Source organism: Streptomyces sp. NPDC056061 (assembly GCF_042266885.1).
Lineage (GTDB): Bacteria > Actinomycetota > Actinomycetes > Streptomycetales > Streptomycetaceae > Streptomyces.
This window is the reverse complement of sequence record NZ_JBHJWQ010000013.1, coordinates 1-14,379: the sequence shown is the minus strand read 5'-3', so window position 1 is coordinate 14,379 and position 14,379 is coordinate 1. Positions and strand designations below refer to the sequence as shown.

Annotated in this window: 5 protein-coding genes and 1 tRNA gene; 1 reads left to right on the top strand and 5 read right to left on the bottom strand. The window is 69.7% G+C overall.

The window, feature by feature from the left end:
- Positions 1 to 198: 198 nt before the first annotated feature.
- From ACFC79_RS19500 to ACFC79_RS19485, 4 genes are all read right to left on the bottom strand, one after another.
- Complete coding sequence (locus tag ACFC79_RS19500; protein WP_376241699.1) at positions 199 to 993, bottom strand: helix-turn-helix domain-containing protein; 795 nt, start codon at positions 991 to 993, stop codon at positions 199 to 201.
- 273 nt (positions 994 to 1,266) lie between these two features.
- Positions 1,267 to 4,038 (bottom strand): DNA translocase FtsK, encoded by a 2,772-nt coding sequence (locus tag ACFC79_RS19495; protein WP_376241697.1) that lies wholly within the window; start codon positions 4,036 to 4,038, stop codon positions 1,267 to 1,269.
- Between the two features lie 284 nt (positions 4,039 to 4,322).
- Positions 4,323 to 5,000 (bottom strand): two-component system response regulator, encoded by a 678-nt coding sequence (locus ACFC79_RS19490; RefSeq protein ID WP_376241695.1) that lies wholly within the window; start codon positions 4,998 to 5,000, stop codon positions 4,323 to 4,325.
- 244 nt (positions 5,001 to 5,244) lie between these two features.
- Positions 5,245 to 10,704 (bottom strand): HAMP domain-containing protein, encoded by a 5,460-nt coding sequence (locus ACFC79_RS19485; RefSeq protein ID WP_376241693.1) that lies wholly within the window; start codon positions 10,702 to 10,704, stop codon positions 5,245 to 5,247.
- 402 nt (positions 10,705 to 11,106) lie between these two features.
- Here ACFC79_RS19485 and ACFC79_RS19480 point away from each other — a divergent pair, with 402 nt between their 5' ends.
- Positions 11,107 to 13,734 (top strand): SpoIIE family protein phosphatase, encoded by a 2,628-nt coding sequence (locus tag ACFC79_RS19480; protein WP_376241691.1) that lies wholly within the window; start codon positions 11,107 to 11,109, stop codon positions 13,732 to 13,734.
- Positions 13,735 to 13,985: 251 nt separating this feature from the next.
- Here the strand turns inward: ACFC79_RS19480 and ACFC79_RS19475 are convergent.
- Positions 13,986 to 14,058 (bottom strand) — tRNA-Thr (locus ACFC79_RS19475).
- Between the last annotated feature and the right edge of the window lie 321 nt (positions 14,059 to 14,379).

Sequence of the window (14,379 nt, the reverse complement as noted above, 5' to 3'; positions counted from 1 at the left end):
CTACTTTGTCCCGGCGGCCGCCCTGCCGTGCAGGTTCCTTCATTACGCGCAGTGACGAAGACGGCGAGCACCGGCAGGAATGCCGTGCGTTCGCCGCCTCGCCGTCGTCGCCGGGGCGCGGCCGCCGTCGCCTTCGGGGGAACGGCCGTCCGCGCCCGGACGAGCACCGCGCCGCCGCACGGGTGGCGCGTGCCCGCGTCAGCCGACCGACGGATCGCCCTTCGTGTACGAGAGCCGCTCGACCTGGCCCGGCCGGAAGGTGTCCTCGACCTTCTTGCCGTTGACGAACAGCTCGATGGCCCCGGCATCGCCGAGTACGAGGTCGATCCGCTCCTGGTCCTGGAAGGTCTTGGACTGGCCCTGCTCCAGCAGCCCGTCGAAGAGCTGTCGCCCGTTGTGGTCCTTGGCGGAGATCCAGCTCCTGCCGTCGTTCGCGCTGAGCTTGACCGTGACCTTGTCCCTGGGGGCCGCCGCGATGGCGCCGTCGGTGGGGTTCGGCTTGGGGTCGGCGGGCTTGGTGGGCTTGGGACTCTCCGTGTTGGCCTTGGGGCCCTCCGCGACCTGCGTGGTGGTGGAGGTGTCGTCACCGCCCTTGAGGACCGTGAAGCCGACGAAACCGACGACGGCCACGATCGCGGCCACCATGGCCGCCGTCCAGTTGGGGCGGCGGGGATCGGAACGGATGCGCTCGGCCTCGAACAGCGGGGCGGCGGACATGGGCGCCGGGCGGCCGCCGTGCTCGGCGTCGTACTGCGCGACCAGCGGCTCCGGATCGATGTGGACGGCGCGCGCCAGCGCGCGGATGTGTCCGCGCGCGTAGACGTCGCCGCCGCAGCGGGAGAAGTCGTCCTCTTCGATCGCGTGCACGATGGGGATGCGCACCCGCGTGGATGTACTGATCTCTTCGACCGTGAGACCTGCGGCGATACGAGCCTGCTGAAGCACTCGACCGATCAAGGGCCGGTCGTCTTCGGGGGAGTTGCCGATGGACACGGGGGCGCCTTTCGAGCGTGAGCCACCTGCTGGGTGTTCAGTCTAGGGGGGGTACGAAAGGGTGGGGCAACCGGGAGGAAGGACTTTGTACGCCATCGGACTCGAACACTGTCCGATGCGCCAAGCCACCCCGGGAAGGACCATCCTGCCGCCCCTCCCTCCAACTTGACGTACGACCCGGCGAAACGGTTGCCCGGAGTTCACCCTGGGCCGCGTCCCCGCACCCACGCCGTACGGCCGGGGCCGGGCGACGGTGCGAGGACGCCGTCCGGGCTATGTCACAGGGGCGTCTTCCCCGCGGATGACAGCCAACACCCCGTCCAGCTCGTCGGGTTTCACCAGGACGTCGCGCGCCTTGGACCCCTCGCTCGGCCCGACGATGTTCCGCGACTCCATCAGGTCCATCAGGCGGCCCGCCTTGGCGAACCCGACACGCAGCTTGCGCTGGAGCATCGAGGTGGACCCGAACTGGGTGGACACGACAAGTTCGGCCGCCTGGCAGAGCAGATCCAGATCGTCGCCGATGTCCTCGTCGATCTCCTTCTTCTTGGCGGTGCCGACCACCACGTCCTCGCGGAAGACCGGCGCCATCTGGTCCTTGCAGTGCTGGACGACGGCCGCGACCTCGTCCTCGGTGACGAAGGCGCCCTGCATACGGGTGGGCTTGTTGGCCCCCATCGGCAGGAACAGCCCGTCGCCCTTGCCGATGAGCTTTTCGGCGCCGGGCTGGTCGAGGATGACCCGGCTGTCCGCCAGCGACGAGGTCGCGAAGGCGAGCCGGGAGGGCACGTTCGCCTTGATCAGCCCCGTGACGACGTCGACCGAGGGCCGCTGGGTGGCGAGCACCAGGTGGATTCCCGCGGCGCGGGCCAGCTGGGTGATGCGGACGATGGCGTCCTCCACGTCGCGCGGGGCGACCATCATCAGGTCGGCGAGCTCGTCGACGATCACCAGCAGGTACGGATACGGCGAGAGTTCCCGTTCGCTGCCCTCCGGCGGCTTGACCTTGCCGCTGCGCACGGCCTGGTTGAAGTCGTCGATGTGCCGGTACCCGAAGGCGGCGAGGTCGTCGTACCGCAGGTCCATCTCCCGCACCACCCACTGGAGGGCCTCGGCGGCGCGCTTGGGGTTGGTGATGATCGGCGTGATCAGGTGCGGGATGCCCTCGTACGCGGTCAGCTCGACCCGCTTCGGGTCGACCAGCACCATCCGCACGTCCTCCGGGGTCGCCCGCACCATGATCGAGGTGATCAGGCAGTTGATGCAGGACGACTTGCCGGACCCGGTCGCGCCGGCCACCAGCACGTGCGGCATCTTCGCCAGGTTGGCCATCACATAGCCGCCCTCGACGTCCTTGCCGAGCGCGACCAGCATCGGGTGGTCGTCCTCGGCGGCGTCCGCGAGGCGCAGCACGTCCCCGAGGTTGACCATCTCCCGGTCGGTGTTGGGGATCTCGATGCCCACTGCCGATTTCCCCGGGATCGGGGAGATGATCCGGACGTCCGGGCTGGCGACGGCGTACGCGATGTTCTTGGCGAGTGCGGTGATCCGCTCGACCTTCACGGCGGGGCCGAGCTCCACCTCGTAGCGGGTGACCGTCGGCCCGCGGGTGAAGCCGGTGACGGCGGCGTCGACCTTGAACTCGGTGAACACGTTGGTCAGGGCCGCCACGATCGTGTCGTTGGCGGCGCTGCGGGTCTTGCCGGGTCCGCCGCGTTCCAGCAGGTCGAGCGAGGGCAGCGCGTAGGTGATGTCGCCGGACAGCTGCAGCTGTTCGGCCCGGGCCGGCAGGGGCTCGGACTGTGATCGGTCGGGCGCGGGCTTCGTCAGGTCGGGCACGCCGCCCGCCGGCACCGCCGCCTCGGCCTGCTTCCGCCTGCCGGTTTCGCCCTCCCTGGCACCCGGCACCGGCGAACCCGCGAGTTCGCGTTCGGCGGTGACGCCCTGGGTGAGGTCGGCGACGGTCGGCGAGGGCGGCATGCCGTTGAGCACGGCTCCGTCGAGCGCGGCGGCCGCCGCGGCGGCGACGTCCACCGCGTCCATGGTGCGGTTCTGCGCGGGCTGGGCGGAGGGCCTGCGAGGCTTTCGGCGCTTGGCGAGCGCCTCAGCCTCGAGGTCGTGGTCCTCGTCCTCGTCGCGCGGCGCCCGGGACCGGCGGGAACGGGCGGGCAGGGCCTCGCGCCACTGTTCCTCGTAGCGCTCGTCGTCGTTCTCCTGGTACTCCTCCGGGTCGTACGGCGGGTCGAGGATGCCGAGCTTGGTCCCGAGCAGCCGCAGCCGCTGCGGAATGGCGTTGACCGGCGTGGCGGTGACCACGAGCAGTCCGAAGACGGTGAGCAGCAGGAGCAACGGGACGGCCAGGACCTCGCCCATCGTGTAGATCAGCGGTTTGGAGGCCGCCCAGCCGATGAGCCCACCCGCGTCCTGCATCGCGCTGGCGGGGTCCCCCCGACCTGGCGATCCGCACGCGATGTGGACCTGCCCGAGCACGCCGACGACCAGTGCGGACAGACCGATGACGATGCGTCCGTTGGCCTCCGGCCGCTCCGGGTGGCGGATCAGCCGCACCGCGATGGCACCGAGCAGTATCGGTACGAGCAGATCCAGTCGGCCGAAGGCTCCGGTGACGAGCATCTCGACGAGGTCGCCGACGGGTCCGCGCAGATTCGACCAGGTGCCCGCGGCGATGATCAGGGCGAGGCCCAGCAGCAGCAGCGCGATGCCGTCCTTGCGGTGCGCGGGGTCGAGCCCCTTGGCGCCGCGCCCCACGCCGCGGAACATCGCGCCGACGGTGTGGGCGGCGCCGAGCCAGAGGGCGCGCACCAGCCGGTAGACACCGCTGGTGGGCGACGGCGCCGGCCGGGGAGCGGCCGCCTTCTTGGCCGGAGCCTTCTTGGCGGGTGCGGATTTCTTCGCGGCGGGCTTTCTCGCGGGCGCGGCTTTCTTCGCCGGCGCGCTCTTCTTGGCGGGCCCCGCGGTACGGCCGACGCGCTTCGCGGTGCCCGCCGTGCCCTGGGAACCCTTGCCGGACGTACGTGAGGCCATGGTTCCGAGGTTACCGGTGTCGACAGCCGTGAACACGCGTGACTGCCGCTTCACCCGACCGTGTCGCTGCACAGAGGACGCAAATTGACGCGCGCTCACGCGCACACAGGAGTCGACGCCTCGTCATGAGCGGGCGAGCGCACGGTGCCGCACGGCAGTTGGGCCGAACGTGGGGCAATCATCCGCCGATCGACCGGACGTCACCACGCGCGTGCCGGCATCGCACCCACCGGTCGGGCCCCGTCACGGTCCGGCACCGCGGCCGGTCCGCGGCCTCTCCGCCGTTACGAGGGAAGGCTGGTCGCTCCGCTGCCGGTTCCGGGCTCCAGCGCGTCGAGCGCCCGGCGCAGACCGGTCAGCTTGCGTTCCAGATGGGCGGCGGTGGCCACCGCGGCGGCGTCCGCCGACTCGTCGTCGAGCTGCTTGGACAGCGCCTCGGCCTGCTCCTCGACGGCGGCGAGCCGCGCCGAGAGCTCGGCCAGCAGCCCGGCCGGCTCGTTCTCGTGGCCCGCGCCTCCGTCGGCGTCGCCCTCCAACTGGAGACGCAGCAGCGCCGCCTGTTCCCGCAGCTTGCAGTTCTTCGTGTACAGCTCGACGAAGACCGAGACCTTGGCCCGCAGCACCCACGGGTCGAACGGCTTCGAGATGTAGTCCACCGCACCCGCCGCATAGCCCCGGAAGGTGTGATGCGGTCCGTGGTTGATCGCGGTGAGAAAGATGATCGGGATGTCCCGGGTCCGTTCCCGCCGCTTGATGTGTGCGGCGGTTTCGAAACCATCCATGCCCGGCATCTGGACGTCCAGCAGAATGACCGCGAAGTCGTCCGTGAGCAGCGCCTTGAGCGCTTCCTCCCCTGACGATGCCCGCACCAGTGTCTGATCGAGCGCAGAGAGGATGGCCTCCAGCGCCAGCAGATTCTCCGGCCGGTCATCGACCAGGAGGATCTTGGCCTTCTGGACCATGGCCCGTCCTCCTCGCCCCGGAATCGCACCGGGCGCCGCCCCAGGGGACGACTCCCTTGCGCCGTCCGTCCTTGTGCCGGTCATGGTAGCCGCACCCTGCCGGTCACCACACCCTGTCACCGTGATGTCACTGTGCACACAAGGAAAACGCCGCAGAGAACGGGAAGGTTCCCCGTGCGGCGCCCTCCCACACCCCCGCGGGCACAATCGATCACCAACCCATCGTCATTCCCGCCAAAACTGATCACTCTCCGCGCATCCATTGCTCCATGACGGAGAGAAGGTGATCAGGGTCAACGGGCTTGGTGACATAGTCGGAAGCACCGGACTCGATCGCCTTCTCCCGGTCACCCTTCATGGCCTTCGCGGTCAGCGCGACGATGGGCAGCCCGGCGAACTGCGGCATCCGCCGGATCGCCGCCGTCGTGGCATAGCCGTCCATCTCCGGCATCATGATGTCCATCAGTACGACGGCCACATTGTCGTGCTGCTCCAGGACTTCGATGCCGACGCGGCCGTTCTCGGCGTACAGCACCGACAGACCGTGCTGTTCCAGCACGCTGGTGAGCGCGAAGACGTTGCGGATGTCGTCGTCGACGATCAGCACCTTCTCGCCGTGGAACCGGAAGGCCCTGCGGGCCTCCGGCACTTCCTGAACTCCGGGCGTCCACTGCTCCTGCCCCGTGGCCGGGGCACCGCTCCGGGCGGGCAGTGCGGGCTGCCGCCCGGCACCACTCAGCGCCTTGCGACGCTGCGGCGTCAGTCCGCCGGCGCCGACGGCACCCGCGGCGGCGTTGCCGGCATCCGCCGAATCGCGGGCACCGGTCCCCGCCCCGGCTCCCGCGCCGGCCTCCGGGTGCAGCGCCTCCTCGGCCGTGCCCCCGCGCGGTTCGGCGGTCTCCGGGCCGTTCTGCGGGTAGCCCTGCGGCGGCAACTCGATGGGGTGCAGGGGCAGGTACAGCGTGAACGTGGAACCGCGGCCCGGCTCGCTCGCCGCGTGGATCTCACCGCCCAGCAGCCGGGCGATCTCCCGGCTGATGGACAGACCGAGCCCCGTACCGCCGTACTTGCGGCTGGTCGTACCGTCCGCCTGCTTGAACGCCTCGAAGATCACCAGCATCTTGCTGGCCGCGATGCCGATTCCGGTGTCGGTCACCGAGAAGGCGATCAGGTCGGCGTCGGCGGCGCGCAGCGAACCGGCCTCCAGGAGTTGCTCGCGGATGGCGTTCGGCACGTCCTCGGTGGCGAGCCGGATCACCAGTTCGACCGCCCCGCTGTCGGTGAACTTCACCGCGTTGGAGAGGAGGTTGCGCAGCACCTGGAGCAGGCGCTGCTCGTCCGTGTTCAGCGTGGCGGGCAGCTCCGGCGAGACCCGCACGGAGAAGTCGAGCCCCTTCTCCGCGGTGAGCGGCCGGAAGGTCGCCTCCACGTAGTCGACCAACTGGACCAGGGCGATCCGGGTCGGGCTGACGTCCATCTTGCCCGCCTCGACCTTCGTCAGATCGAGGATGTCGTTGATCAGCTGGAGCAGATCGGAACCGGCCCCGTGGATCGTCTCGGCGAACTCCACCTGCTTCGGCGAGAGGTTCCCCTCGGCGTTGTCCGCGAGCAACTTGGCGAGAATGAGGAGGGAGTTGAGCGGCGTGCGCAGCTCGTGCGACATGTTCGCCAGGAATTCGGACTTGTAGCGCATCGAGACGGCGAGCTGCTCGGCGCGCTCCTCCAGGACCTGACGGGCGTCCTCGATCTCGGTGTTCTTGACCTCGATGTCGCGGTTCTGCCGGGCCAGCAGCTCGGCCTTCTCCTCCAGTTCGGCGTTGGACGCCTGGAGGGCCTTCTGCCGGTTCTCCAACTCCTTGGAACGGTCCCGCAATTGCTCGGCCAGCTCCTGCGACTGTTCCAGGAGCTTCTCGGTCTTCGTATTGACGCTGATGGTGTTGACGCTGGTGGCGATCATCTCGGCGAGCTGGTTGAGGAAGTCCCGCTGGATCTGCGTGAACGGCTGGAACGAGGCGAGCTCGATCACGCCGAGGACCTTGCCCTCGAAGAGCACCGGCAGCACGATCACGTGCGCGGGCGGCGCCTCGCCCAGCCCGGAGGAGATCTTCAGGTATCCCGGCGGAACGTTGTCCACCTGGATGGTCCGCTTCTCCTCCGCCGCCGTCCCGATGAGCGTCTCGCCGGGCCGGAAGGACGTCGGCATCGATCCGGCCGAGTACCCGTAGCTGCCCCTCATGCACAGCTCGTACGCGTTGTCCTGGTCCGGGTCCGTCCCGACCGTGTCGGTCTCCCCGATCGGCATGGCCAGGAAGAACGCCCCGTGCTGCGCGGAGACGACCGGCGTCAGCTCGCTCATGATCAGCGAGGCCACGTCGTCGAGGTCGCGCCGCCCCTGCATCAGGCCGGAGATCCGGGCGAGGTTGCCCTTGAGCCAGTCCTGCTCCTTGTTGGTGGCCGTGGTGTCGCGCAGATTGGCGATCATCGTGTTGATGTTGTCCTGCAGGGCCTGGATCTCGCCCGCCGCGTCCACGTCGATCTTGAGGTTCAGATCGCCCCGGGTCACCGCCGTGGCGACGGCCGCGATGGCGCGCACCTGGCGGGTCAGATTGCCCGCCATCTCGTTCACCGACTCGGTGAGGTCGCGCCAGGTACCGTCGACGTTCCGCACCCGGGCCTGGCCGCCGAGCTGCCCCTCGGTACCCACCTCGCGGGCCACCCGGGTCACCTGCTCGGCGAACGAGGACAGCTGGTCGACCATGGTGTTGATGGTGTTCTTCAGCTCCAGGATCTCGCCCCGGGCATCGATGTCGATCTTCTTGGTGAGGTCGCCCTTGGCGATGGCCGTGGTGACCGCGGCGATCTGACGCACCTGACCGGTCAGATTGGACGCCATCGAGTTCACCGACTCGGTGAGGTCCTTCCACGTGCCGGAGACACCGGGCACGCGCGCCTGGCCGCCCAACTCGCCCTCCGTGCCCACCTCGCGGGCGACGCGCGTCACCTCGTCGGCGAACGAGGACAGCGTCGTCACCATCGTGTTGACGGTGTCCGCGAGTTCGGCGACCTCGCCGCGCGCCTCGACGGTGACCTTCTTCGTCAGATCGCCGTTGGCGACCGCGGACGACACCCGGGAGATGTTCCGCACCTGGCTGGTGAGGTTGTTGGCCATCAGGTTGACGTTGTCGCTGAGGTCCTTCCAGATGCCGGTCGCCCCGCGCACCCGCGCCTGGCCGCCGAGGATGCCCTCGGTCCCCACCTCGCGGGCGACGCGCGTCACCTCGTCGGCGAAGTTGAGCAGCTGGTCGACCATGGTGTTGACGGTCGTGACCAGTTCAAGGATCTCGCCCTTGGCGTCGACCGTGATCTTCTTGGAGAGGTCGCCCTTGGCGACCGCGGTGGTGACCTCGGCGATGTTGCGGACCTGAAGCGTCAGGTTGTTCGCCATGCCGTTGACGGACTGGGTGAGGTCCTTCCAGGTGCCGGACACGCCCTGCACCTCGGCCTGGCCGCCCAGCATGCCCTCCGTGCCCACCTCGCGGGCGACTCTGGTCACCTGCTCGGCGAAGTTCGAGAGCTGGTCCACCATCGTGTTCAGCACATTCTTGAGCTCCAGGATCTCGCCCCGGGCGTCCACGTCGATCTTCTGCGACAGGTCACCGCGCGCGACCGCCGTGGCGACCTGGGCGATGCTGCGCACCTGATCGGTGAGGTTGCCGGCCATGCCGTTCACCGAGTCGGTGAGGTCCCGCCAGACACCGGCCACCCCGGGCACCTGCGCCTGGCCGCCGAGCCGCCCGTCGGTGCCCACCTCGCGGGCCACCCGCGTCACCTGGTCCGCGAAGGCGGAGAGCTGGTCGACCATCGTGTTGATGGTGTTCTTGAGCTCCAGGATCTCGCCGCGCGCGTCCACGTCGATCTTCTGCGACAGGTCGCCCCGCGCGACCGCCGTGGTCACCTGCGCGATCTGGCGCACCTGGGACGTCAGGTTCCCGGCCATGAAGTTGACGGAGTCGGTGAGCTCCTTCCAGGTGCCGGAGACGCCGTCGACCCGCGCCTGACCGCCGAGGCGGCCCTCCGTGCCCACGTCCCGCGCCATCCGCGTCACCTGGTCGGCGAAGTTCGAGAGCTGCGCGACCATCGTGTTGACGGTGTTCTTCAGCTCCAGCATCTCGCCCGCGACGTCGACCGTGACCTTCTGCGACAGGTCGCCGTTGGCCACCGCGGTCGTCACCTGCGCGATGTCGCGCACCTGGCCCGTCAGGTTCCGGAACGCCGTGTTCACCGAATCGGTGAGGTCCTTCCAGGTCCCTGCCGCGCCCGGTACCTCGGCCTGGCCGCCGAGACGGCCCTCGACGCCGACCTCACGGGCCACCCGCGTCACTTCCGAACCGAAGGACTGGAGCTGGTCCACCATCGTGTTGACGGCGTTCTTCAGCTCCAGCATCTCGCCGGCCACGTCGACCGTGACCTTCTGCGTCATGTCACCGCTGGCCACCGCCGTGGTGACCTGCGCGATGTCCCGCACCTGCGTCGTCAGGTTCCGGAAGACCGTGTTCACCGAATCGGTGAGGTCCTTCCAGGTACCGGCGGCCCCCGGCACCTGCGCCTGGCCGCCCAGCAGCCCCTCGCCGCCGACCTCGCTCGCCACCCGCGTCACCTCGTCCGCGAAGGTGCGCAGCGTCTCGGTCATCTGGTTGATCGTCTCGGCCAGCTGGGCGACCTCGCCGCGCGCGCTCACCGTGACCTTCTGCGACAGGTCGCCGTTGGCGACGGCCGTGGTCACCTCGGCGATGCCGCGCACCTGCGAGGTGAGGTTCCCGGCCATCGTGTTGACGGAGTCCGTGAGGTCCTTCCAGACCCCTGCCACCCCGGGCACCTGCGCCTGCCCGCCCAGCTCGCCCTCGGTGCCCACCTCACGGGCCACCCGGGTCACCTCGGAGGAGAACGAGGAGAGCTGGTCGACCATCGTGTTCACGGTGTTCTTCAGCTGGAGCATCTCGCCGGCCACGTGCACGGTGACCTTCCGCGACAGGTCGCCCTTGGCCACCGCCGTCGTGACCAGCGCGATGTCCCGCACCTGGGCCGTCAGCCGGTACGCCATGGTGTTCACGGAGTCCGTGAGGTCCTTCCACGACCCGGACATCCCGCGCACCTGGGCCTGGCCGCCGAGCTTGCCCTCGGTCCCCACCTCGACGGCGACCCTGGTCACCTGCTCCGTGAACGCCGACAGCTGATCGACCAGATTGTTGACCGTGCGGGCGACCTTGAGGAACTCGCCGCGCAACGGCCGTTCCGTCCCCTCGGCCGTGTGCGACCGCAGTTCCATGCGCTGTTCGAGGTCGCCGTCGGCCACCGCCGACAGCACCCGTCCGACCTCCGAGACCGGGCGCGCCAGGTCGTCGACAAGTTCGTTGGAGGCATCGATGGCGGCGGCCCAGGACCCCTCGCAGGCGCCCGTCTCCAGTCGCTCGGTGAGTTTGCCCTCGCGTCCGACCACGCGCCGCACCCGGGCCAGCTCCCCGGTGAGGTGCAGGTTGCGGTCCGCGACCTCGTTGAACACCGCCGCGATCTCCGCCATCACTCCGTCGCCCGAGACGGTCAGGCGCCTGCGGAAGTTCCCGTCGCGCATCGCCACGAGTCCCGCCAGCAGTCTGTTGAGCGCCGCCGCGTCGACGTCGATGGTTCCATTGCGCTGCTTCTTCACGGACTGTCCGCCTTTTGTGCGCGTACCTGATCCCCGCGCCGCCACGCCAGACTCCACCGTGTCCCTCCCGCAGGGGTTGACCGTATCGCTCGGGTCCTATCCGGGAGCTTGCCCAGATACTCATTGGCTCACCGCCACAGCCCACCGTCGACGGGTGACCATGCGGACGTCAAATCGTTGAAACGTACCAGGCCCGGACCGATCGGCGTGCGGCCTGCGACGGTTGGCGCGGATCGCGCCGTCGCGAAGCCCACACTTGTCCGTCCGCCTGCCCGTTCCTGGCCGATCCTGCGCGAAGTCGGCCCTCGTGTACCCGGCACCGGGAGCGAGCGTCTAGCCTGGCAGAGCGAATCGAAGCGGCGAGAAACGGGCACAGGACTCGGGGAAGCGACGAGACACCACATGGGGAGTGCTGTGATCACCGCGCGCGCGGCTGCCACCTTCGAACCGGTCAGCCGCTCAGTGGCGACCGCACGCGCCTTCGTCCGGGACACCCTCCAGGGCTGGGGGTACACGGATGTGGTCGACGACGCCGTCGTCCTCACCAGCGAGCTCGTGACGAACGCCGTGGTGCACGCCGGTACCGCCGCGGACGTCCTGTGCCTGCGCACGGAGGACGGTGTCCGGATCGAGGTCGCCGACCATTATCCGGAGCGTGAGGTCCCGCTCCAGCACCCGGGGCCGGATTTCGTCTCCCCGGACCGCGAGAACGGCCGCGGACTGATGCTCTGCGCGGCGCTCGCCTCCCGGTGGGGCGTCGAGTACTCGCCCACCCACAAGCACGTCTGGTTCCAGCTCGATCTGCCCGAGCGCCCGGTCGGCATCCGTTCCGCGGGCCCGCAGCTCCCGGTCGGCCTGCTGCCGGTCGCGGACGAACGCGTGCGCGTGGCGGTCGTCCAGATCGGCAGCAACGGTTCCGTGGCCGCCTGGAACGAGGACGCCGCGTTCCTCTTCGGCCACGCCGCGGACCAGATCATCGGGAAACAGCTCACCGACTTCGCCGCCTGGCCGCAGACACCGGGCACCAACACCGGCATCGCCGAGGCCCTGCGGCTCTCGCGCTGGGAGGGCAGTTACGGGATCCGCGGCGCCGACGGCCGCACCATCCCCGTCTACGCCTCGCACCTGCGGATCCGTGACCCGCACGGCGAGCCGTCCACGGTCTGTCTGCTCGTCCGCGACTACGAGCGCGCCGTCCTCCAGTCCCCACCGCGCGCCCCGGTCTCCGACACGAACACCGAGAGCCGCAAGGCGGACCCGTTCGAGATCTTCATCGGCTCGCCCGCCCCCGACGACCTCGACGGCCTGCTCCAGCGCACGGTCGAGCGGGCGCGCGACATGCTCGACGCGGATTCCGCCTTCCTGCTGCTCGCCACGGACGACGAGACGGAGTTGGAGGTGCGGGCCACGACCGGGCTGCCCTCCGCCCGGCAGCGTTTCGCCCGGGTGCCGGTGGAGGCCGGGACGGGACGTTACGGTTCCGCCCGGATGCCCGCCGTCCACGAGGACCTCGACAGCATGCCCGGTGCCGTTCCCCTGCTGGGCGGCACGGGCATGCGCTCGGTCGTCACCGTGCCGCTGAAGGTCGAGGGCCGGCTCACCGGCTCGCTGGGCGTCGCCGCGGAGGCCCCGGGCCGGTACTCCAACGAGGAGGCGCTGCGCCTCCAGTTCGCCGCGGACCGCATTGCGCTGGCCGTCGAGTCGGCCCGGCTGGGCGAGCTGGAACGCCTGCGCCGCGGCTCCCTCTCGTTCCTCGTCGAGGCCTCCGATCTGCTCGCGGGCACGCTGGACCGGGACCAGACCCTCGCGCTGATGGCGCAGATGACGGTCCCCACCCTGGCCACCTGGTGCGCCGTCTACACGATCGCCGACCAGTCCTCGGAGCCGGACCTCTCCTATGTGCTCCACGAGGACGAGGAACGCATCGACGGGCTCAAGGCACTGCTCTCCAGAATCGCTCCCCCGGATCCGGTGCCGACTCCCGGCGCCCGCGTCTGGGCCGCCCCTTCCGAGGCGGCGCATCAGGCGGCTCTGCGCACCTCGATGCGCACGCTCGGGTTCGGCGAACCGGGCGGGCCGGGCCCCGGCATCGGTACGACGCTCGCCACTGCGGCCGCCGTGGGCGGCGAGACGGTGGTCCTGCCGCTCGTCGCCCGGAACCGCGTCATCGGCATGCTCACGCTCGGCAAACCGTCGGACGATCATTTCCGCCAGGAGATCCTGGAACTGGCCGAAGACCTTTCCCGTCGTGCCGCCCTGGCGCTGGACAACGCCCGCCTGTACTCGGAACGCATGGCGATCAGTCAGTCCCTCCAGCGCAGCCTGCTGCCGCCGGGGCTGCCCGAGGTACCCAATGTCGAGATCGAGGTCATCTACCGCGCCGCGGGCGAGGGCAACGAGGTCGGCGGCGACTTCTACGACGTCTTCCCGATCCGCGACGGCGCCTACGGCTTCGCCATCGGCGACGTATGCGGTACGGGTCCGGAGGCGGCAGCGGTCACCGGCCTGGCCCGCCACGCCCTGCGCCTCCTCGCCCGTGAGGGCTTCGGCGGCCCGGCGGTGCTGGAACGCCTCAACGCGGCAATCCTGGACGAGGGAACCCGCAGCCGCTTCCTCACGCTCCTGTACGGAGAGCTGTGGCCCCAGGAGGACGGCAGCGCCCTCCTGAAGGTGGTCTGCGCGGGCCACCCCCTGCCGTTGCGCCTGCGTCAGGACGGCTCGGTCGAGGCCGCGGCCGAACCGCAGCCCCTGCTGGGCGTGATGGAGGACCTCGATCTGTACGAGCAGGCGGTGACCCTCGCCCCGGGCGACGTCCTGCTGTGCGTGACCGACGGCGTGACGGAGCGCCGCGAGGGCACCCGCATGCTCGGCGACGACGGCTTGGCCGATGTCCTGGCGACCTGCACCGGTCTGACGGCCGGTGCGGTGGCCTCCCGCATCCTGCGGGCGGTCGAGCGCTTCGCCGCCGAGCCCGCCTCGGACGACATGGCCATCCTCGCCATGCGCGTGCCCGAACCACCGGCCGCCTGAGCGCTCCTGCACGGCCGGAACTCCGGCCCGTGGCCCCCTCGGAAGACCGGATGGCCCTGCGCATCCTGGTGTCACGGGCCAGGGCTGTGGTCGTCCCGCCGAGCCGAGAACTCCACGGCCATAGCGACCCGGCAGCGTTGGACCCGGCCGGCGACCTTTTCCACAAACCAGCGCATGACCGGGCTCGGGTCACCAACCCCTGAGCATGCAAAAGGCCCTCACCGATTGGTGAGGGCCTTTTGCTTCTTCTGAGCCCCAATGCGGAATCGAACCGCAGACCTTCTCCTTACCATGGAGACGCTCTACCGACTGAGCTATTGGGGCCTGCTGCGCTGTGGCAACGAGCTAAAGCATACCCTGAAGTCGGGGATACTCAAAACCACTGACCGCCAGAGCCTTTGATGGGTTTTCACCGGTCCCGAAGCCGGCTCCGCTCCTCACTCTCCGGCTCCCACCGCCCGCTGGCCGGCCATACGCAAGTAACGGAGCGAGGAACCGAACGAGACGGACACGGCAGGGTGCCACGCATATCAGCCCCTGAAACGCGGAAAAGCCCCGTGCCACAAGGGCACGGGGCTTCCCACAAAAGGAGTCCGGCGGCGACCTACTCTCCCACAGGGTCCCCCCTGCAGTACCATCGGCGCT